This is a genomic window from Dyadobacter soli, from assembly GCF_900101885.1.
GTDB classification, from domain to species: Bacteria; Bacteroidota; Bacteroidia; order Cytophagales; family Spirosomataceae; genus Dyadobacter; species Dyadobacter soli.
The window spans coordinates 15,876-35,288 of sequence record NZ_FNAN01000014.1; the positions used below are offsets into that span (position 1 = coordinate 15,876).

The following is a 19,413-nucleotide window of genomic DNA, read 5'->3' on the forward strand; positions in this document are numbered from 1 at the left end:
AATATGAGTGAGACCGCATACCGGGTGCCTACAATGGCCGAAATGGCGGCGAATAATGAAACGCCGGAGGTTCTGTTCTGGGTAGGCTGCGCCGGGTCGTTCGACGATCGGTATAAGAAGGTGACGGTCGCCTTTGTGAAAATACTCAACAGCGCCGGGGTGAAATTCGCCGTTCTCGGGACGGAGGAGAGCTGTACGGGCGATCCGGCCCGCCGGGCGGGGAATGAGTTCACGTTCCAGATGCTGGCGATGTCGAATATCCAAGTTCTGGATATGTATAATGTGGAAAAGATCGTCACGGCCTGTCCGCATTGTTTTAATACACTTAAAAATGAATATCCTGCACTGGGCGGCAACTACGAAGTGCTGCACCATTCGGAATACCTTCAACAACTGATCGACGCGGGCCGCGTGCGTTTGCAGGGTGGCGAAGTATTCAAAGGGAAGAAAATCACTTTCCACGATTCGTGCTACCTTGGCCGGGCGAACGATGTGTACGAAGCGCCGAGGCATGTACTGGAAGCGCTAGACGCGGATCTGGTCGAGATGAAACGCTGCCGTACCAAAGGCCTATGCTGCGGCGCGGGCGGCGGGCAAATGTTCAAAGAACCCGAGCCGGGTAAAAAGGACGTGAATATCGAAAGGATCGAGGAAGCATTGCAGACAGGCGCCGATACGATCGCTGTCGCGTGCCCGTTTTGTATGGTAATGATGACCGACGGCGTCAAAAACAAAGAAAAAGAACAGTCCGTAAAAGTGTACGACCTGGCCGAGCTCATCGCGCAGGCCAAAGGCTTGTAACCGACTGTTGCCAGAACTATGCCGCTAGCATGGTTGTTTTAGAGTACCAATACAGTAAACCGTTTAACCGGCATTTAACCCTTTTTAATCATGTACATCCCTTTTAGTGATATCGATTTTCAATCCCGCGTATGGGTTTATCAGGCCAACCGGGAGCTGACGCCCACCGAAACGGGCATTATCACCGAAACGCTGAAAGCTTCGCTCGACACCTGGGAAGCACACGGCAAACCCCTCACGGCTTCGGGAAAAATATTCGAACACCGCTTCGTGGTGATCGCCGTGGACGAGCGCGACGAGTTACCAAGCGGTTGCTCGATCGATAAATCGGTGCATTGGTTGCAGGAAATCGGGCAGCGGATGAATATCGATTTCTTCGACCGCTCCCTCGCCTACCTCGATGACAACGGCCACGTTCAGACGATTCCGGTACCGAAAATCAAGCAGGCGATCATCCAGGAAACGATCCAGCCTACCACCACCATCTTCGATAACCAGGTTGCTACGAAGGCACAATGGATGAATGGGTGGAAGACGCCCGCGTCCCATTCCTGGCTGGGCCGTTATTTTAGTGAACAAACCAGTTTATAGAATCGATAAACCGGTATTTTTGCAATCCAACATATCAGAGTCTTTCATGAAGTTCATCCGGCTGGCGGTCGTCGTCTTTTTTGTGTCCCTTTTATCAGGTTGTGATAAAAATGTCGTCTACAAAGCCCACGAGGACATCGATGACGGGCTCTGGTATATTAAAAACAAACCTTCGTTCAAGGTTGAGATCACCGACACGACACAGACCTATAACCTGTATTACGTGCTGCGGAATGCATTGCAATACCCTTACTATAACCTCTACATTACCCGGAACTTCACCGGGCCGGACGGAAAAGTCATTTCCAATACGCTGGAAGAAGTTTTTATTTCCAATGAAACGACAGGCAAGCCGTACGGCCACGGCCTGGGCGATTTGTTCGACCATAAAATCCCCTTCCTGAAAAACTACCGCTTTCCGCGTTCAGGAACTTACACTTTTACGATTTCCCAATCCATGCGCCAAAACCCGCTGCCGTTTATCATCAGCGTGGGCGTAAGTGTGGAAAAAGTGGCTTTGGAAAAATAGGTATTAAACAGCCGGTGCAGGCGGCACATCGCCTTCCGGCCTTTTCTTGGGCCGGTTACGGTGCCGGCGGTAAGGTTTTTTCTTGAATTCTTTGACAACAGCCTGATTTCGGGCCATATCAGCCTTTTCTTCGGCAACTTCGTGCACAGGTTCCCCCAAAAGAAACCCGTAAGGTTCGAGACTCGGGATGGTGTCCATGATCACTTTCAGGATGGCGGTTACCGGCAATGCAAGGATCAAACCCGAAAGTCCCCATAACTGCCCTCCGAGGAACAACGCGACGATTGCCGCAAGCGGATTCACGCTCACTTTGGAACCGACAATGTGCGGTGTAATAAAATTACCTTCCAGAAACTGCACAAAGCTCATTACGCCTATCACGCCCAGCGCATACCATGGCGAATCCATGGTAACAATACTCAGCAATGCGGGCAATATGGAACCGATGAGGATACCGATGTAGGGGATCAAGATCAGGAACCCGGCCAGAAAACCGAAGAATATCGCGTGCGGTACGCCTAAAATCAGCAAACCGATACTGTTGAGCACCCCGACGATCAGGATCACGAGGAACAAACCCGAAAGGTAACTTTGGATTACCTCATAGATTTTTTTCAACAATACATTCAACTCCTCGTTCGGCACATTGCGGATGGCCTTATGCACAAACATCCTGAAAAAGTCGCGGTAAAGGAGAAAGAAGAATATATAAAGTGGTATTAAAACAAATGTGGAAATGGCGCCGGTGGTGGTCACGAGGGTGTTGAGCAGCACGGCGCGGCCCTCGCTCAATGCATTGATCAGGTACTTTTTGGCTTCGCTCACCTGTTGCGTGCGGCTAATGTTCAGGTATCGCTCACCCATGGTCAGCGTCTGGTCCAGAATGGCCTCGGCTTTTTCGGTAATGCGGGGAAGTTCTTCTGCGAAACTGCCTATTTGCATCGAAACGACGTAAACGAGAATCACGATCACCGTAAAAAGCGCGAGAATGCTTAGCAGAATGGCGCCTACCCGCGGTACCCGCCTCACTTCGAGCCACGCGCAGACCGGGTGCAGCAGGATCGCGAGTAAAATGGAGAATGCAAGCGGGATGATGGTTTCGCGAAGAATGTAGAGAATGTAGACCGTCGCAATGAGCGCTACCAGCGAGCTGGCGAGCTTCAGGTACACGGGGGTTTCCCTATCTTTGTCTGGAAGAGGACGCAACGTTGAATTCATGAACAAGTTGATATATCTGTGGTTAGCGGTCAAAACGGTGTTCTGTACCTGTCAGCCCGATCACAGAACCAATGATTTTAAGAAAGTTAAAGCGCATTACAAAAATAGTAAAATAGGAAAGCTTCCGGCGGTAGCGTCGGAAAGTTCGGGACTGGCAAAAGGCACGCAGCCCGGCACATTCTGGACACACAACGACAGCGGCGGCAAACCGGAACTCTACCTCTTCGACCTTAGCGGCAAATTGCGCGATACAAAAGCCGTTCCGAATGCCAAAAACGTCGATTGGGAAGACCTTGCGCAAGACGACAATGGCAATATTTACATTGGTGATTTCGGCAATAATACTTCCCACCGCAACAAATTCGACATTTACCGCTTCAATCCCGAACAAAACAGCAGCGAGCGAATCACATTTGGCTACCAGTCGGCCCCGACAGACTGCGAGTCCTTTTTTTATCATCAGGGAAGTTTGTATCTTTTTTCCAAAAACTGGGGCAAAAATAAATGGGTGAAAATGTACCGGATGCCCGCGGAAACGGGTAATCATATCCTCGCGGCTTCCGACAGCATACGCATCGATGCCCAGGTTACGTCGGCCGCCATCAGTCCGGACGGTAAAACGTTCGCCTTGCTGACTTATGGGAAAGTGTTACTCTTCGAAACTGCCGGTGACAACATCGATTTCAGTAAACCAAAGGGTTGTTTCCGCTTTTCAAGGAAGCAAACCGAGGCTATCGAATTTTTGAACAATACCGATATGCTGATTACCAATGAGCAAGGCGGCATCTATCGAACTACTTTTCGCTGATGTTATGTTTCTGTTAACAATAGATTTCCTCATGTAATGTGAACATCACATCTGCTAATTTCGAATCGTGTTTTAATCCTCAAAACAATGAGCACTGCTAAATCTGCAAATTCGGCTCCGAAAGTACTGGTAGTTGACGACGATTCCGATATTGTTGAATTGCTAGAATATAACTTAACCAAGGAAGGCTATTCGGTATTGACTGCTTCCAACGGGAAGAAAGCCATCGACATTGCCAAGGTATTCGTACCCGATCTTATCCTCCTCGACATTATGATGCCGCAACTCGACGGCATCGAAACCGGCAGGATCCTTCGCCAGAATCCCGATATCAAAAACACCTACATTCTTTTTCTGACGGCACGTTCCGAAGAATATTCGGAAGTAGCTGCGTTTGAAGTGGGTGCCGACGATTACATTACCAAGCCCATCAAGCCGCGTGCTTTGATGAGCCGTATTAATGCATTGTTCCGTCGTGAAGCACAGAAAGCGGAGTCGGGTGATACGATTGAAATTCTTGACCTGTCGATCAACCGGAAGAACTATACGGTGACGCAAGGCGCCGAAAAATCGACTGTTTTGCCTAAAAAGGAATTTGAATTGCTGTTCTTCCTCGCGCAAACGCCCAACAAGGTTTTCAGCCGCGATGAGCTTTTGCAAAAGATCTGGGGAGCAGACATTTATGTACTCGAAAGGACCGTTGACGTACACATCCGCAAACTGCGCGAGAAGCTCGGCGACAGCTATATCAAAACTTTGAAAGGCGTAGGCTATATGTTCAGTAACGAGCGGGAGTAACCGTCACCGCTCGATATCTTCCAGCTTTTTGACCTCGGATTCATCGTCCTTCGACTTGTCCTTCTTCTTTCTGCGGAAGGCAAGTTTGATATTAACCTCTCCATTTTCATCCACAGCCCGGAGGAAAATCTTCGAGCCTTCTTTTTTCTCGGGGTTATTGGGATCCAGAACGTAGGTCGAATCGCGCTTTTTGAGGTTACTGAGCGGGATTTGGATGTTAATGTCCGTTTTATTTCCAAAACTGTAAATGCCGTCGATGTAAAGCGTAAGCACGTTGGATTCGATTTCCATCGGCGCTATCTCCACCTCCTGCCCGGTTAGCCGGAAATCGTTCCGGATTGGGGCAAACTTGACGCGTTCGAAGTTCCGTCTTTTGAAAATCAGCTTTTTCATCTTCATAAACGGCTCAAAATTGATAATGTAAGCATTCGCCAGGTCGATCCTCAGCAAGCCTTTCATGCTTGACGGCACGAGTTTCACACTGTTATTGAGTGTCGATTCAAAATTGAAATCGGTATTGAGAATACCTTTCAGGTTCTGGTGGGTGAGCGTTTTCTGGCCAAAATCGTCGAACGAATAGAACACGGAATGCACATCCGCGTTCGTGATCTTTCCACGGACGGCCATATGCGGCATTTTACCATCATTATCCATTTCTCCCGAAATCCGCACCTGCCCTTTTCCGAATGCTTTCAACTGGAAATACTCAATACTTACCGCATTGTTGCTGATTGTCAGCTGGCCTTTCACATCCCGTCCCGTAAAATGCCGGTATTTCACCTGTTTCGCGTCGAGTTTCGCCGTGATCTCCATTTTGTCGATCGCATTGTCGAGCAACTCCGATAATTTCAAGGAGTTTCGGGGTTTCGGCTTGGCAGTACCCCGGGCCGCAAGCAGTGTTTCAAGCCAGTTCAGTTGCCATTCCGGAATGTTAATGTCGACGTTTGCACGTAACGGCTTGGGTGAACCGAAAAGATAGGGTATCAGGTCGAGCAGCGTTCCGCGCACATAGAGCATATTCTGGCCGTCGTGAAAACGAAGGTTCGGCAGCACCATCACTTTTTCATTGAATGTAAGATCTCCGTTGACCTTGCTGATCCTCACCCGCTGCGGCAGGTAATCCATGGCAATATTCCGGAGCATAACCTTTCCAGTGACCTTGCCATCGAAATTGTCCTTCTGCGGATTGTAAAACTTCCTCAGATTACCGCTGAAATGAAAGTCGATTCGCGCGGTGCCGTTTTTGAAGCGGTAACGTGCCGGGTCGAGGAGCGAGCCCATATTGGTAGAATCGGCTTCGATGCGGCCGTCGATATCCGCTCTGGGATTGCGGAAGTTATTGACTACGAGCTTGAATGCAAAAGGAATGGTTTCAAAAAAGCCGGTGATTTTCGGCGCTATCAGTCGGGAATTGAAGACGTCCGCGAGCTTGGTCGTGTCGGCACGGTTCGTGAAAGTCCCTGAAGCTTTCATTTTTCGTAACACACCCACAGGCAGGTTGTATCGGAAAGTATCCGTTTCAAAATGCACATCCACCTGCGGTTTTAGGCCCGGCCGGCCCAATATACCTGCCACTTTTACCTGCGTATCCACATTGGTCTGCACTCCTATCGAATCGATCTGCTTTTGTAATCGATCATTCAGCAGCGGCAATGCGTCTTTTACAGCAATGCCTTTCGCTTCGAAATTGAGATTGAATACTTTTATCGTATCCGAAAAATCGAACACGCCATTGATCCCGATCTTATTATGGGTAGCACTTTCGAGAATGGATGGATAGATTTTCAGTTTTTTCTCATCGTCGTCGTACCCCAGCGCCAGGGCAAGCGTGGTTTCCTGATTCTTCAAAAAACTTCCTTTATCTATTTTAAATGTCAATCCGTTGAAAAGTACCGAGCCGGTGAAGCTGGCATTCGTACTGGAATCGGTGCGCTCGATGATATTGGTGGCGTCATGGAACAGCGCACCATAATATTTTTCCTTTACCGAATCGGAATACGAAAGGGCAAAGTTGATGAAACGGACATTGCCCAGTTTGCTAATGATATCGTTTGGGTTCTTTTTTTGAGACTTGTCCTTCTTTTGCCCGTCGGATTTGAAAATAGAAGCGTTGGAATAACCGTTCTTCTGCACGAACATTTTGAGTCCCCCGTCTTCCAGTACCAGGTTTTTGACCTGTATATTTCCTGAAAAAACGCGTTTGAGATCCAGCGCAACATGCATTTGGGCCGCTTGAAGAAACGGTTTATGATGCACGTTATAGAGTGTATCGGTCAGTTTTAAGTCGTATAATGTGAAGTTCAGCCCCAACCCTCCGTAGAATGGCCGGAATTTAAAATCCCCTATTTCAAGATTGCCATTCAGGTTTTCGTTGATCAGCTCCTGGGCGCTTCTGAAAAGCTTTTCCCTGTTCTTATAAACCCAGAATTCGACAGCCCCGAACAATAATGCAAGAACCAGGGCGACGATACCAGTGATTTTTAAGACTTTTTGAAACATGAAACGAAGAGGTTTTAGCGCTGTTGATGAAAGAGGAACAGATCGCTCCGTTTTACAATATAAGGAAGACATTAATAGCGTGCCAGAAATAATGTCCTATCGGCCATTACAGTATCTTAACGGCCACTTCACTCGCTATTCAGCGCAAAATGTAGTAGTTTTGCGCACTCTTTTGGAATACCTACTTCCATTTACCAATCCATTGCTGTAAGATGCTACTGAGCGAACAGGAAATACTGCGCCGTCAAAAACGCGAGGAACTCATGCGAATGGGCATTGAGCCTTATCCTGCGGAAGAATTTGTCGTGAATGCCTACGCGGCCGACATTCTTAAAAACTACGAAAACAACAAGATCGACTATAAAAACGTGACGATGGCCGGTCGGCTGATGGGCTTCCGCATTATGGGTAGCGCCGCATTTGCCGAGTTCCAGGATGCCACCGGGCGTGTGCAGCTGTACTTCCGCCGCGATGATCTTTGCCCGGGCGAAGACAAGACATTATATAACACCGTTTTCAAGAAACTGCTCGATATCGGTGACATTATCGCCGTGCAGGGCTTTGTTTTCACCACGCAAACCGGTGAAATCTCCGTGCACGTGCAGGAGTTCAAGATCCTCAACAAATCGCTGCGCCCATTGCCGGTCGTGAAACGCGACGAAGATGGCAATGTCCATGACGGCTTCACCGACCCCGAGCTGCGTTACCGCCAGCGTTACGTGGACCTGATCGTGAACCCGGAAGTTCGCGACATTTTCATTAAACGTGCCCGCATTATCACCACCATGCGCTCCTATTTCGATGCCAATAACTGGCTGGAAGTGGAAACACCGGTGCTGCAATCCATTCACGGGGGCGCGGCCGCACGCCCGTTCACGACGCACCACAATGCGCTCGACCTGGGCCTGTACCTGCGCATAGCGACGGAGCTGCATTTGAAACGCCTCATTGTAGGTGGTTTTGAAGGGGTTTATGAGTTTGGTAAACTGTTCCGCAATGAAGGAATGGACCGTACCCACAACCCGGAGTTCACAACCGTGGAGCTTTACGTGGCTTACAAGGATTACCTCTGGATGATGAAAATGACGGAGGATGTGCTCGAAAAAGTGGCGGTTGCCGTGAATGGCACTACCAAAGCGGTATTCGGCGGTGTGGAGCTGGATTTCGCCGGCCCTTACCCGAGATTGAGCATTACCGACGCGATCAAGCAATATACCGGCCTCGACGTAGAAGCGCTGGACGAAGTGGCGATCCGCGAGCAATGCCGCGCGTGGGGAATGGAAGTGAACGAAAGCATGGGTAAAGGCAAGCTGATCGACGAAATTTTCGGGGAGAAAGTGGAGTCGAACATTATCCAGCCTACTTTTATCATCGATCACCCGGTGGAAATGTCGCCGCTGACCAAGAAACACCGTACCAAAAAAGGCATGGTGGAGCGTTTCGAGCTGTTTGTCAATGGACGCGAGGTAGCCAATGCCTACTCCGAGCTTAACGACCCGATCGAGCAGAAGGAGCGTTTCGAAGACCAGCTTCGCCTGAAAGAAAAAGGCGACGACGAGGCGATGGAGATGGACGACGACTTTATCCGCTCGCTGGAATACGGTATGCCGCCTACCGCGGGTATCGGTATCGGTATCGACCGCCTTACCATGCTGCTTACCGACAATGCGAGTATACAGGAAGTAATTTTCTTCCCGCAAATGCGTCCGGAGAAAAAAGCGGAGATGGCGAAAGAATCGGATTACGTGACCGCGGGCGTACCGGCGGTGTGGGTTCCGGCCTTGCAAAAAATGAATATCCTGACGATCGAGCAACTGAAAAGTGCAAATCCGAATAAGATCTTCAACGATCTGGGCGGAATGCGGAAAAAGCTCAAAATAGATGAAAAAATGCCGCAGCTGGACGATGTGAAGTCCTGGGTGGGATAGTCTTTAAATTAAAAATGCCGCTAGTGAGCGGCATTTTTAATTTCTCTTGCAAAAAAAATACAGTTATATCTTTTTTACCTGCACAGCGTTAAGTCCTTTTTTTCCTTCAACGACTTCGTATTCTACTTGGTCATTTTCACGGATAGTAAGTCCTCCCAATCCTGTCACATGGACAAAAATGTCCTTTTTTGTGTCGTCTTCCACGATGAAGCCGTATCCCTTAGCTTCATTGAAAAATTTTACAGTACCTGTTGGCATAATAGTTGAAATAAAAAAATTGAAATAAGGTGAAAATACAGAAGATATGTAGGCGTTTCAGTTAAAAGTCGAAATGGCTCTACCAAATAATTGAGGGAGGCTCAACGCATTAGCAAAAGAAATTTTGGAAATTTTCCCGAAGACATCTTGATTATAATGAAGTACTTACAAAATCTTCAATCACAAAGAAACAAAAATTGTTTGTAAAACAATTTATTTGATTAAAGAATTTGAAAATTTAACGAGCAAGCGGTATTTTGCCTTTTTGGCTCATTTAAAGCAAATTTCACACAGCAGAATTGCATATTCCGGCGAAAATCGCTAATTATGAGGCTATTATCACAAAACTGGTATGAACAAGTTTAGGTATTTCGTTGAGAACCAAATATTTGGAGTTTGTGCGGAATTGGGAGAAAAGCTCAATTTCCCGGCTAGCAGCATCCGGAAATACTTTATTTATGCCACTTTCATGACCTTCGGGTCACCTATTATCCTGTACCTGGTACTGGCATTCTGGATGGAATTGCACCAGCATTGGCGCAAGCACAACAGCCCTACAATCTGGGAGCTTTGATCGGTTCGATGCCGGTAAGCTTGCCGAATTTGTGTTTCCCAAGCACAAAATATTCCCAAACGACACTTCTGTAATAGAGCGGCGCCCTGTACCGGGTGCGCGGTATTTTGCGCGTTAGGCCAGGGATCATTGCGTAAAATGCAAAATGTGCCCTGATAATGGCCAAAACGTCGGGCCAGGCACCGGTGGCCATAAACCGCACACTTGAAATACCGTCGAGCACGAGCCTGATGAACACCGTTTTCCACCTGCGGCCTTTCGGCAGGTTTTTGTAAAGCATGATCAGGTTGTTGCGGTAATTCAGGAATGTCTTCTTCGGGTTCGATTTGTGCAAAGTTCCGCCGCCGACGTGGTAAACCGTCGATTTGCCGCAGTAGGTAATGCGGTAACGCATGTTGAGCAGCCGCCAGCAAAGATCGATTTCCTCCATGTGCGCGAAAAACGATTCATCGAAGCCCGCCGCCGCATGGAATGCCGACGACCGTACGAACAAGCATGCGCCTGTGGCCCAGAAAACATCCTTCTCGTCGTCGTACTGGCCTAAATCCTCTTCCCGCGTATCGAAAATGCGCCCGCGGCAGAAGGGGTAGCCGAGGTAATCCATGTATCCGCCCGCCGCGCCCGCGTACTCGAAGTGTGTAGGCAGGTCATATGCGCGTATTTTGGGCTGGCAAGCCGCAATAAGCGGGTCCGATTCCATGAATGCAATCACCGGAGCGATCCAGTTTTCGGTAACTTCTATATCCGAGTTGAGCAGAATGTAATAATCGGCCTGAATGCGGCGCAATGCATCGTTATAACCTCCCGCGTAACCCTTGTTCTCGTTGATTGTGAGCGTGTTCAACTCCGGGTAATGCGTATTCAGCCATTCGAGCGAATGGTCTGTCGAAGCATTATCAGCGATCCAGATAGCATGGCTACCGGAATGTTCGATGACTTTTGGAAGGAATTTTTCGAGATAATGCTGACCGTTATAATTCAGGATTACAATCGCAACAGAGGGAGTCATTGGTGTTCGGTTATTTCATAAAACCGCCCAAATCCAGCCCTGGAATATTGGGAAGCACTCCATCCGTTGCCTTCTGCAGATGTTGTTGAATTTTGGATTCGATATTCTCATTGGCTTTGTTAACCGCCGCTACAATGAGATCTTGCAGCATCTCCCTATCGTCGGAATTGATGATGTCCTTATCAATGTCCAGGGTAAGCAGCTTTCTCTTTCCATCCACCGTAGCTTTCACCATTCCTCCACCCGATTCCGCGGTTTCGGTGATGTGAACGAGCTGCTCCTGTGCTTCTTTCATACGGGATTGAAGGTCCTTCATTTTGCCCATGAGGCCCATCATATCCGCCATATTACCAAACATAGCTGTACATATTAAGTTTAAAATCCTTAAAAACTTATTTTACGGAAATAGTTCCTCACCGTAAAAGCATAAAAGTACCGCTTTTTTCAACAGTTTGATTGATGTCGTCGACGAAAGTCATCTTGTAATAGTAGTAACCCACAGGTGCACTGGTCCCCTCGAACGTCCCGTCCCAGCCCTTGGCAATGTCGTCCGAGTGGAAAACAACCACGCCCCAACGGTTCATGACCGACATATTAAATGACTGCAACTGTTCCGATTTCGCTTCCAGGATATCGTTGAAGCCGTCGCCATTTGGCGTGAATGCGTCGGGAATGAAAACGCCCGCATTCCTGCGATAGTTGATGATGTTGGATAAACTTTCGAAATCTCCGTCCTGCGAAACCGCTTTCACAAGGAAGTTATATTCCAGATCACTCTGATTGTTAAGCTTTACGGTATAGCTCGTATTCTTCTCCACGGGAATGTCCTCCGCCGATCCGGCCGAACCCGTTTTCACAACGGTATATTCTTCGACACCTCCCAGGATCGGTGTTTCCCCCGTCCAGTTTAATGTGGTAAGGTTTTTACTGAGCAGTATTGTGCAAACCGGCGCCGATGCGGGTACCTTTTGTCCACAAGAGTTTTCGTAGCTCATACGATAACAATAAGACAACTCGCTCGTTTTTGCGGCATTATCTGTGTATTCGCTTTCGTTGTAAAGGGTGATGATTTTCTTAAATAACGTCGAGCCCGCTTCCGCACGCTCGATGGACAACTCGTAGGACGTATTCGGTCCTGCGCCAGGGACATCCGCTTTAATAACTACGCTAGATGCATCCAGCACTGAAACCGATCCCCCATTGAGCGGTTTGGCACTACCAGTTTCTACTTTTATGCCAACGGCAGCAGAGGTGGAAGTGGCCGTCTTCAATTTTGCAACTATCTGATACTCTACAAATGTGCCGCATTCTACTTCATCATCCGTGTAAGTTATTTCACCAATAGCATTGAAACTTTTAACTACCGTTCCGTCGCGAAGGAGATCATAACCTTCAAACTGTGAAGCATCCGGATATTGGCTCCATTTAAGGTTATTGCTTCCATCGTTAGCTGTTACAGACAGCGTCATTGTGCTTATCGGCAACGTTTCGGTACTTCCGGCGCAAAGGTCTTCCGATGACAATCTCACTTTGTAAATCTGCCCAATATTCATGCCTTTGATCTCATAGGGCTGTGTTCCTCCGCTGACACGGCGTCCTGAGGTGACATAAGTTGAGCCATCGGAACTGTATTGAATGTTGGTCGGAATGCCTGCAACTCCCTTGTAAGTAAGCCGAATCGTCCCGTCATTACGCATTTCCACCGCGCTCATCTGTATTTCGTTAAGCTGAGGACGTTCAAATTTGATCGGTACCTCTATCGTCGTGCCTCTGCTACAAGCCTTCCCGCCGGTATACACTCCTGTGATCATCACAGTAGGGCTAGTGGCCACACTTGCATAGTTGTGTTCCAAAGTAAAAGAATTACCTTTTTGCCACGTGGTAGTTGCCCCATCACCCCATTTTATTTCAATTTCATCATAGGCTTTCATAATGTTGTTTTCGTTAAGAACTAAAACAACCTTACCGCCTCCGCAGGAAGAATATTGCGATGTTATACCCCTGGACTCATATATTTTGACAGTCTTACAAGATGAGAACTCCGCTCCACCAGCCGTAACACCGTATTGCAATATCGTCGCTGTTGCCGCAACGGGATAGGTATAGCTCACCCTATTCCTTACAACATTAGGTGTGGAACTCCCATTATAGGCTACGTCATAGCCCACAAAGCTGGCATTTGGGACAGTACTTTTAAATTCAACGTAGAGCGGCGCGCAACCTTCGATGGTATTAATTGTGAACCCGCCACCACCGATACCGCACAGCCCCTGACCGTACGAAACAAGGCTTGAAAATGTAAGTAAGAAAGAGAAGGATAGTAGTTTTATTCTCATAAGTGTGGCAATATTTAACCCTGACCTTTTTTCAAAGACGATAGATAAACCAGATGTGTTTCGAGGAATCGTAACGAATTCAAAAACGCGATAGCAAAAATAAGCTATTTAGGGGTGGCAATTAAGCGTAACTATTAAACGGAGATATTAAAAAAGTATTATCCGAGGAAGGGTCGTATTAGAAAAATCCTATCTTATTAACAGAAAGCTACCATTTTTCACAACCTTCTCCCCGGTAGCATTCGTCGCCTCGATCTTGTAAAGGTAATAACCGCCCGGCGCTTTGCCGGTTTTGAAGTTGCCGTCCCAGCCTTCGGCGATATCGTCGGAGTGATAAATCACCTCACCCCAGCGGCTGAAAATTGACATGCTGAAATCCTTCACGAAATAAGCTTTTACTTCGAAACGCTCGTTGTAAGCGTCGCCGTTCGGGGTGAATGCGTCGGGAATGAGGAGGATCGCCTCGCTTCTGAAATTCAGCAGGTTGGACAAGCTCGTAAAGTTTCCATCGGCAGATTTGGCCTCTATCCGGTAACCGAAGTCGGATTGGGAAGCGAGATCCAATGTGTGATTGGTGGAAAGGCCTTTAGGCGTTTCATTCGCCAGATTCCCGGCCTCGTCTACCTGCTGCAAAGTATAGTTTCCGACTGTGCTGATAAACGGCGCATCCGGGTTCCATACAATGTCGGGTGTACTGGTAGTCAGCAAAATAGAGCAAACCGGCGTGCTGAACGACGGTGATTTCATTTTACATGCATTCTCATATTGAAAACGATAGCAATAAGAACTCTGCGATGTATTTACATTGGTATCGTCCCACTGCAAGCTCTGATTGTTAGCAGGCGAAACGAGTTCGAAATTCGTGCTGCCCAGCAAGGCACGTTCCACAATCAGGTTGTATTCACTCGTAAGCCCCACACCCGAAAGCTCCACTTTGGTGCTGATCGTATTGGCGTCGTTGACGGTCACCAGCGCGTTGGTAATGTCGCCTGGCACGTCAGTTTTTGGTTCAAGGCTAATAGGCGCGGAATAAGAACGAACATCGTTTTCGACGATCCCGACGATTTTATATTCATAAGTGTTGCCGCATTTCACGTCCGTATCTTCATATGAAAGCCTGTCCGGCGTGTTAAAAATCACGGTACCATTCCGCATCAGCTGGTATTCCACCATGCCATTGGTATTCGGCTGGTTCTCCCATTCCAGAGAAAGGATTTCGTCCGCCGACAAGCTTCCTTGCTTCACTGCGATGGTGCTCACGACGGGGCTTTCGATCACGTTCCCGCAAATATCCGTCGACCGGAGCTGGAAGCGATATACGGCCTTTGGATCGAGCTGCGATACCGATGCCGACTGAACACCGCCGGTTTTCCCGCTTTTGTTGGTAAAAGTAAACGCCTCGTCTCCTTTGGCGATGAACAACTTGGTTTCGATGCCCTCCATGCCGTCATAGGTAACCGTAGCATGTCCGTCCGCCATCATTTCGACGACTCTGACGCGGATACTGGCAAGTGACTGGGCCGCGCTGGCCTTCAAAGTGGTCGTGTTAGCCTCTGCATTGCACAAGGCGCTGGTATAAGAACCTTTCAAGGTAATGGCAGGGAGATTACCCGCCGATGCGTAGGTATGTTCGAAAAACGGAGCAGTATTTGTTTTGAGATTGACCTGCTGCGGGCTTCCTTCCCCCCAATTGATCGTCACTACATCATATGCTTTCGTAATGGCATCGTCCCCCAGCGTAACCCGAACTTTGCCGTTTGTACAGGCGATCAGCTCTGCCTGAGGACCGCGCGTTTCCTTTACGGTAACATCCTTGCACAAAGTGAACCCGCCAACGTCCTTGATACTGCCATATTGAAGGATCGTGTAAGTTCCGGGATTGTTGTAAGTGTAGGTTAATTCGTAGGAGCGGTCTGCTTCTTTGGGCGGTTCTGTGCTTTTCCGATCGAAATTGTAGGAATACGTTACACTTTCCGCATTCGTCATCTGGTTTGTGAGGTTAACCTTCATCGGCGCGCAGCCGGTTTCGGGTTCTACTATAAATGCCCCGGTAGTCCCGCAAAAGCTCTGTGTGCCCTGACCTGAAACTTCTTGAATAACAAGCGAAAAAATGCCTAAAAGAAATATGATCAGTAGCTTGTGTTTCATATTGAGTAAAGTAGGTTCCGCGAGGCGCACTGGTGCGGGTTGGGTCCGGTGAAACGGATCATGCAAATCCTTTGTTCAATTTGTAACGGACGTTCAAAAATAGAACTTTCGACATTATCAACGTACCTTTGCAGAGTAAAAACGAGTTTTAGTTTAAAACTATTTTTTCATTAACCCGATTAATGAGTAACAATTCGAACCCGATTGCGCTGGACTCTATCGAAGATGCCATTGAAGCAATCAAAAGAGGTGAGCTTATCATCGTTGTCGATGACGAAGACCGTGAAAACGAAGGTGATTTTATCTGCGCTGCGGAGCTGGTAACGCCGGAAATAGTCAATTTTATGGCGAGGGAAGGCCGCGGGCTCATCTGCGTACCCATTACCGAAGAGCGCTGCGCCGAACTCGAACTCGAAATGATGGTGGGCAACAATACCGCCCTGCACGAAACTGCATTCACCGTTTCAGTTGACTTGCTCGGGCATGGCTGCACGACGGGGATCTCGGCGAGCGACCGTTCTAAAACCATTCAGGCGCTTGTCAGCAAAGACACCAAACCTACTGACCTGGGCCGCCCCGGACATATTTTCCCGCTGAAAGCCAAGAGAGGCGGCGTGCTTCGCCGCACAGGCCATACCGAAGCTGCGATCGACTTTCCACGTCTGGCAGGACTTTCTCCGGCAGGTGTTTTGGTAGAAATTCTGAATGAAGATGGTTCGATGGCACGCCTGCCTCAGCTGCGCGAAATCGCTAACCGCTTCAACCTGAAACTCGTCAGCATCAAAGACCTGATCGAATACCGTCTGCGGGAAGAATCGCTGATCAAGCGCGAAATCGGGGTGGATATGCCGACGAAATTCGGCCATTTCGACTTGATCGCCTACCGCCAGATCAATACCGGCGACCTGCATCTTGCATTGGTGAAAGGAACCTGGGAGAAGGACGAGCCTGTCCTCGTGCGCGTACACTCGTCATGCGTGACGGGCGATATTTTCGGCTCCTGCCGCTGCGACTGCGGTCCTCAGCTGCACGCCGCAATGGAGATGGTAGACCAAGCCGGCAAAGGTGTTATCGTATATATGAACCAGGAAGGCCGCGGAATTGGCCTTTTGAATAAACTGAGAGCCTATAAATTACAGGAAATGGGCCGCGATACCGTGGAGGCAAACCTGGAACTGGGCTTCCCGATGGACGATCGCGACTACGGCGTAGGTGCGCAAATCCTCCGCGACCTGGAACTGACCAAAATCAAGCTCATTACCAATAATCCGAAGAAACGCGCCGGGCTGATCGGTTACGGCCTTGAAATCGTGGATTCGGTAGGTATTGAAATCCCGGCCAATCCGTACAATGAGAAATACTTGCTCACGAAACGTGACAAAATGGGCCACAACCTGAGCAATCTGTCGACCATCGTAGGCCATAGCAAAGGATTATGACGATTCAAACCGTCCAAAACGACGCTGATATCCTCAAATGCCGCGGCGCCATCCAGGCGCTGCGGCCATTGCTGACCGACGACATTTACACCGATGCCGTAAAGCAAACCCTCGCCGACAACCGGCAAATCGTTTTCATCGAAGATGGCAGCCCCGATGCCGCCGCAGTAGCCGTTTTTGAAACCGGTTACAATCTTTTTCGTGGAAAATACATCTACATCGACGATCTTTCGACTTTACCGACGCAGCGTGGCAAGGGTTACGCAGGTATGTTGCTCGACTGGATCGCGGAATACGCCCGCAAGGAAGATTTCAATGAAATCCACCTCGATTCCGGCGTAAATGCAACCCGGACGGACGCACACCGGCTTTATCTCAATAAAAGATTTCAGGTTACCAGCCTGCATTTCGTGGCCAGGGTCTGATTTTTTAATGCAGGTTGCCGGCCAATTTTAGCACATAACTACATGACAATCGATCAGGTTTTTGAAGCATTTAATACCCTTCGTGTACTGGTAATCGGCGATGTAATGCTCGATTCCTATGTTTGGGGAAAAGTTGAAAGAATATCTCCGGAAGCACCCGTTCCGGTAGTCAACGTTCAAAAAAGGGAGTATAGGCTGGGCGGCGCGGGCAATGTGCTGCTGAATGTACAGTCGCTTGGTGCCGAAGCTATTATCTGCTCGGTAATCGGTACCGACGCTCCCGGAGATCTGCTCGAAAACAGCCTGAAAGAAAAAGGATTGAACTGCGAAGGCCTCATCCGCAGCGATGACCGCATTACCACAATCAAAGAACGCATTATAGCTGGATCCCAGCAAGTTGTGCGCATCGATACCGAAACCGACAAGCCTGTTTCCAAATCAGAAACCGAAAAACTGATCGCGAAAGCGAAGGAGCTCATCCCTTCCTGCCAGGTCATTATTTTTGAGGATTACGACAAAGGTGTGATTACGCCCGAATCCATCGCCGAAATCACCGCATTCGCCAACGAGCACGATGTACCGACCGTCGTGGACCCCAAAAAGCGCAATTTCCTCGCCTATAACCACGTCACGCTTTTCAAACCAAACCTGAAAGAACTTCGTGAAGGTCTGAAAATCGAATTCAATGTGGATAACCTCGACGAGCTGAAAGCGACTGTCCAGCATTTGAAAGATACGCTCCAAGCAAAAGGCGCATTGATCACGTTGTCGGAAAGAGGTGTTTTTATTGATCTACATGAAGAAACCCACAAACTTCCGGCACATATCCGCCAGATCGCCGACGTTTCCGGCGCTGGCGACACCGTGATCAGCATTGCCGCCTGCTGCGTGGCATTGGGCCTTCCGCCGAAAAGCGTGGCTGCAATCTCAAACCTCGGCGGCGGACTGGTGTGTGAAATGGTTGGTGTGGTGCCTATTGATAAGGCATTGCTGAAATCGGAAGCGCAAAAACTGGTGTAGCTACCAGTTGATACCCCCTTCTCCAAGACCCATTCTCCGCGTAAATCTGGACGACAACCGCGACCGGCTCGTAATGTAGCGTACGCTCGCGCCTATGTAAGGCGTGGTTGCGGGCGTGTACGAGGTAAGGTTTTCGCGGGCGCTATTGAATGTGCGCAATTGCCGGAATGTGGTCACACCCGCTTCTACCGATACATTCAGCACCGAAAACAAATGTACATTAGCTGCAACGCCGGTTTTAATCTGCCGGTAATTCTCGCGTCGCAATGCTTTTTCCTCCGGCGTCTGCACCTGAAACCCGCCGCTGTAACCATTCAGGCCAGCCAGGAAATCGACATTGAACCATTTGGTAGCCTTGTAGTTCGCATTTACCATAAACGGCAGCAATGCGGACACGCGCCAATGCCTTCCTAATCCCTTATTTACCCCAAACACGGGAATAAAACGCAGCTTCTGATTGTAAGCCAGCACCGAACCATACATAAACTGGGTTCGTAGCCCGAGAATGTGCATTCTTGCCGCGCCACCCCAGAAAAAAGGCTGCGGACTGAAAAACGTCTCATTACTTTCCGTCATCCCCAAACCACCGCCATACACCCAAAGCCGGTCCTTAATGCTGGCCTGCAAACGGATGATACCGAGCGATAACGTTTTATAGCCGTTGGCTGGATCATTCTTACCATCGAAGGTGGGTTGAATCTGCGTGTATTGCGCAATCGCAACAGTGTGAACAGCCCGCAAATCGAACTTTTTCCGAAGGCTGTAACCGAGCTGCACCTCGCTTTGCAAAGGGATTATCCCGAAAAAACCAGTCTTAGAAACGCCGTAATCCCGCGTGCCGTCAAGGTTGGAAGGCACCGCATAATCCGCTTTGAGCGTCAGATTAGGGTAAAAAAGGCGGCTTAATGAAAAATGCTGTGCTTGCGCGGGGATGATTGCGCACAGTAGCAGACAGGTTAACAGGTAGCGCGGGTTAGCCATGCAGGAAGTCAGGGGGAAGCGTTAAAATGTTGGCAGATAACGAGGAAATGC

Annotated in this window: 18 protein-coding genes; 10 read left to right on the forward strand and 8 right to left on the reverse strand. The window is 48.8% G+C overall.

Annotated features, from left to right (window positions below):
* Window positions 1-3 precede the first annotated feature (3 nt).
* The 3 genes from BLQ88_RS22680 to BLQ88_RS22690 all read left to right on the forward strand — a co-directional run bounded on the left by BLQ88_RS22680 (window position 4) and on the right by BLQ88_RS22690 (window position 1,921).
* Window positions 4-801, forward strand: a complete 798-nt coding sequence (locus tag BLQ88_RS22680) for a (Fe-S)-binding protein (protein ID WP_090154761.1) — start codon at window positions 4-6, stop codon at window positions 799-801.
* Between the two features lie 90 nt (window positions 802-891).
* Window positions 892-1,392, forward strand: coding sequence for a hypothetical protein (locus BLQ88_RS22685; protein ID WP_090154763.1), 501 nt, complete (start codon window positions 892-894; stop codon window positions 1,390-1,392).
* A 46-nt stretch (window positions 1,393-1,438) separates the two neighbouring features.
* Window positions 1,439-1,921, forward strand: a complete 483-nt coding sequence (locus BLQ88_RS22690; RefSeq protein ID WP_090154765.1) for a gliding motility lipoprotein GldH — start codon at window positions 1,439-1,441, stop codon at window positions 1,919-1,921.
* A gap of 3 nt (window positions 1,922-1,924) precedes the next feature.
* Here BLQ88_RS22690 and BLQ88_RS22695 read toward each other — a convergent pair whose 3' ends face one another.
* On the reverse strand, window positions 1,925-3,091 hold the full coding sequence (locus BLQ88_RS22695) for an AI-2E family transporter (RefSeq protein ID WP_090155123.1): 1,167 nt from the start codon (window positions 3,089-3,091) through the stop codon (window positions 1,925-1,927).
* Window positions 3,092-3,137: 46 nt separating this feature from the next.
* Between BLQ88_RS22695 and BLQ88_RS22700 the strand changes: the two genes are divergently transcribed.
* Both BLQ88_RS22700 and BLQ88_RS22705 read left to right on the forward strand, forming a co-directional pair.
* Complete coding sequence (locus BLQ88_RS22700; RefSeq protein WP_090154767.1) at window positions 3,138-3,947, forward strand: YjiK family protein; 810 nt, start codon at window positions 3,138-3,140, stop codon at window positions 3,945-3,947.
* A gap of 87 nt (window positions 3,948-4,034) precedes the next feature.
* On the forward strand, window positions 4,035-4,745 hold the full coding sequence (locus BLQ88_RS22705; protein ID WP_090154769.1) for a response regulator transcription factor: 711 nt from the start codon (window positions 4,035-4,037) through the stop codon (window positions 4,743-4,745).
* A 3-nt stretch (window positions 4,746-4,748) separates the two neighbouring features.
* Here BLQ88_RS22705 and BLQ88_RS22710 read toward each other — a convergent pair whose 3' ends face one another.
* Window positions 4,749-7,244, reverse strand: a complete 2,496-nt coding sequence (locus tag BLQ88_RS22710) for an AsmA family protein (RefSeq protein WP_090154770.1) — start codon at window positions 7,242-7,244, stop codon at window positions 4,749-4,751.
* 212 nt (window positions 7,245-7,456) lie between these two features.
* On the opposite strand from BLQ88_RS22710, the gene lysS reads away from it, so the two are divergent.
* Entirely contained in the window at window positions 7,457-9,172 is a 1,716-nt protein-coding gene (gene lysS / locus BLQ88_RS22715; protein WP_090154772.1) for a lysine--tRNA ligase, read from the forward strand.
* Window positions 9,173-9,235: 63 nt separating this feature from the next.
* Here the strand turns inward: lysS and BLQ88_RS22720 are convergent, their stop codons facing one another.
* Window positions 9,236-9,430, reverse strand: coding sequence for a cold-shock protein (locus tag BLQ88_RS22720; RefSeq protein ID WP_015813455.1), 195 nt, complete (start codon window positions 9,428-9,430; stop codon window positions 9,236-9,238).
* Between the two features lie 352 nt (window positions 9,431-9,782).
* Between BLQ88_RS22720 and BLQ88_RS22725 the strand changes: the two genes are divergently transcribed.
* Window positions 9,783-10,004, forward strand: a complete 222-nt coding sequence (locus BLQ88_RS22725) for a PspC domain-containing protein (protein ID WP_090154774.1) — start codon at window positions 9,783-9,785, stop codon at window positions 10,002-10,004.
* Here BLQ88_RS22725 and BLQ88_RS22730 read toward each other — a convergent pair.
* The 4 genes from BLQ88_RS22730 to BLQ88_RS22745 form a co-directional block, all read right to left on the reverse strand.
* The gene (locus BLQ88_RS22730; protein ID WP_090154776.1) at window positions 9,985-11,013 is read right to left on the reverse strand and encodes a glycosyltransferase family 2 protein; all 1,029 of its coding nucleotides are present in this window, start codon (window positions 11,011-11,013) and stop codon (window positions 9,985-9,987) included. The two genes, BLQ88_RS22725 and BLQ88_RS22730, sit on opposite strands and share 20 nt — an antisense overlap.
* A gap of 10 nt (window positions 11,014-11,023) precedes the next feature.
* Window positions 11,024-11,371, reverse strand: coding sequence for a YbaB/EbfC family nucleoid-associated protein (locus tag BLQ88_RS22735; protein WP_176885075.1), 348 nt, complete (start codon window positions 11,369-11,371; stop codon window positions 11,024-11,026).
* Between the two features lie 55 nt (window positions 11,372-11,426).
* Entirely contained in the window at window positions 11,427-13,349 is a 1,923-nt protein-coding gene (locus BLQ88_RS22740) for a T9SS type B sorting domain-containing protein (RefSeq protein WP_090154778.1), read from the reverse strand.
* Between the two features lie 189 nt (window positions 13,350-13,538).
* Window positions 13,539-15,497, reverse strand: a complete 1,959-nt coding sequence (locus tag BLQ88_RS22745) for a T9SS type B sorting domain-containing protein (RefSeq protein ID WP_090154780.1) — start codon at window positions 15,495-15,497, stop codon at window positions 13,539-13,541.
* 182 nt (window positions 15,498-15,679) lie between these two features.
* Here BLQ88_RS22745 and BLQ88_RS22750 point away from each other — a divergent pair, with 182 nt between their 5' ends.
* Genes BLQ88_RS22750 through BLQ88_RS22760 form a run of 3 tightly spaced genes read left to right on the forward strand, consistent with a single transcriptional unit; the run spans window position 15,680 to window position 18,381 of the window.
* The gene (locus BLQ88_RS22750) at window positions 15,680-16,936 is read left to right on the forward strand and encodes a bifunctional 3,4-dihydroxy-2-butanone-4-phosphate synthase/GTP cyclohydrolase II (RefSeq protein WP_090154782.1); all 1,257 of its coding nucleotides are present in this window, start codon (window positions 15,680-15,682) and stop codon (window positions 16,934-16,936) included.
* Window positions 16,933-17,361, forward strand: coding sequence for a GNAT family N-acetyltransferase (locus tag BLQ88_RS22755; RefSeq protein ID WP_090154783.1), 429 nt, complete (start codon window positions 16,933-16,935; stop codon window positions 17,359-17,361). The genes BLQ88_RS22750 and BLQ88_RS22755 overlap by 4 nt, the downstream gene beginning before the upstream one ends.
* A 42-nt stretch (window positions 17,362-17,403) precedes the next feature.
* Window positions 17,404-18,381 carry a bifunctional heptose 7-phosphate kinase/heptose 1-phosphate adenyltransferase gene (locus BLQ88_RS22760; RefSeq protein ID WP_090154785.1) on the forward strand — a complete coding sequence of 326 codons (978 nt, stop codon included), beginning with the start codon at window positions 17,404-17,406 and terminating at the stop codon, window positions 18,379-18,381.
* Here BLQ88_RS22760 and BLQ88_RS22765 read toward each other — a convergent pair whose 3' ends face one another.
* The gene (locus BLQ88_RS22765; RefSeq protein ID WP_090154787.1) at window positions 18,382-19,362 is read right to left on the reverse strand and encodes a DUF6268 family outer membrane beta-barrel protein; all 981 of its coding nucleotides are present in this window, start codon (window positions 19,360-19,362) and stop codon (window positions 18,382-18,384) included. It lies immediately after the preceding gene.
* Window positions 19,363-19,413 lie beyond the last annotated feature (51 nt).

Excerpts from the sequence above, each read along its gene's own strand:
- BLQ88_RS22710 (WP_090154770.1), bottom strand. The coding sequence starts at position 7,244 with ATGTTTCAAAAAGTCTTAAAAATCACTGGTATCGTCGCCCTGGTTCTT.
- BLQ88_RS22730 (WP_090154776.1), bottom strand. The coding sequence starts at position 11,013 with ATGACTCCCTCTGTTGCGATTGTAATCCTGAATTATAACGGTCAGCAT.
- BLQ88_RS22745 (WP_090154780.1), bottom strand. The coding sequence starts at position 15,497 with ATGAAACACAAGCTACTGATCATATTTCTTTTAGGCATTTTTTCGCTT.
- BLQ88_RS22760 (WP_090154785.1), top strand. The coding sequence starts at position 17,404 with ATGACAATCGATCAGGTTTTTGAAGCATTTAATACCCTTCGTGTACTG.
- BLQ88_RS22740 (WP_090154778.1), bottom strand. The coding sequence starts at position 13,349 with ATGAGAATAAAACTACTATCCTTCTCTTTCTTACTTACATTTTCAAGC.
- BLQ88_RS22720 (WP_015813455.1), bottom strand. The coding sequence starts at position 9,430 with ATGCCAACAGGTACTGTAAAATTTTTCAATGAAGCTAAGGGATACGGC.
- lysS (WP_090154772.1), top strand. The coding sequence starts at position 7,457 with ATGCTACTGAGCGAACAGGAAATACTGCGCCGTCAAAAACGCGAGGAA.
- BLQ88_RS22690 (WP_090154765.1), top strand. The coding sequence starts at position 1,439 with ATGAAGTTCATCCGGCTGGCGGTCGTCGTCTTTTTTGTGTCCCTTTTA.
- BLQ88_RS22765 (WP_090154787.1), bottom strand. The coding sequence starts at position 19,362 with ATGGCTAACCCGCGCTACCTGTTAACCTGTCTGCTACTGTGCGCAATC.
- BLQ88_RS22735 (WP_176885075.1), bottom strand. The coding sequence starts at position 11,371 with ATGTTTGGTAATATGGCGGATATGATGGGCCTCATGGGCAAAATGAAG.
- BLQ88_RS22750 (WP_090154782.1), top strand. The coding sequence starts at position 15,680 with ATGAGTAACAATTCGAACCCGATTGCGCTGGACTCTATCGAAGATGCC.
- BLQ88_RS22680 (WP_090154761.1), top strand. The coding sequence starts at position 4 with ATGAGTGAGACCGCATACCGGGTGCCTACAATGGCCGAAATGGCGGCG.
- BLQ88_RS22755 (WP_090154783.1), top strand. The coding sequence starts at position 16,933 with ATGACGATTCAAACCGTCCAAAACGACGCTGATATCCTCAAATGCCGC.
- BLQ88_RS22685 (WP_090154763.1), top strand. The coding sequence starts at position 892 with ATGTACATCCCTTTTAGTGATATCGATTTTCAATCCCGCGTATGGGTT.
- BLQ88_RS22725 (WP_090154774.1), top strand. The coding sequence starts at position 9,783 with ATGAACAAGTTTAGGTATTTCGTTGAGAACCAAATATTTGGAGTTTGT.
- BLQ88_RS22700 (WP_090154767.1), top strand. The coding sequence starts at position 3,138 with ATGAACAAGTTGATATATCTGTGGTTAGCGGTCAAAACGGTGTTCTGT.
- BLQ88_RS22705 (WP_090154769.1), top strand. The coding sequence starts at position 4,035 with ATGAGCACTGCTAAATCTGCAAATTCGGCTCCGAAAGTACTGGTAGTT.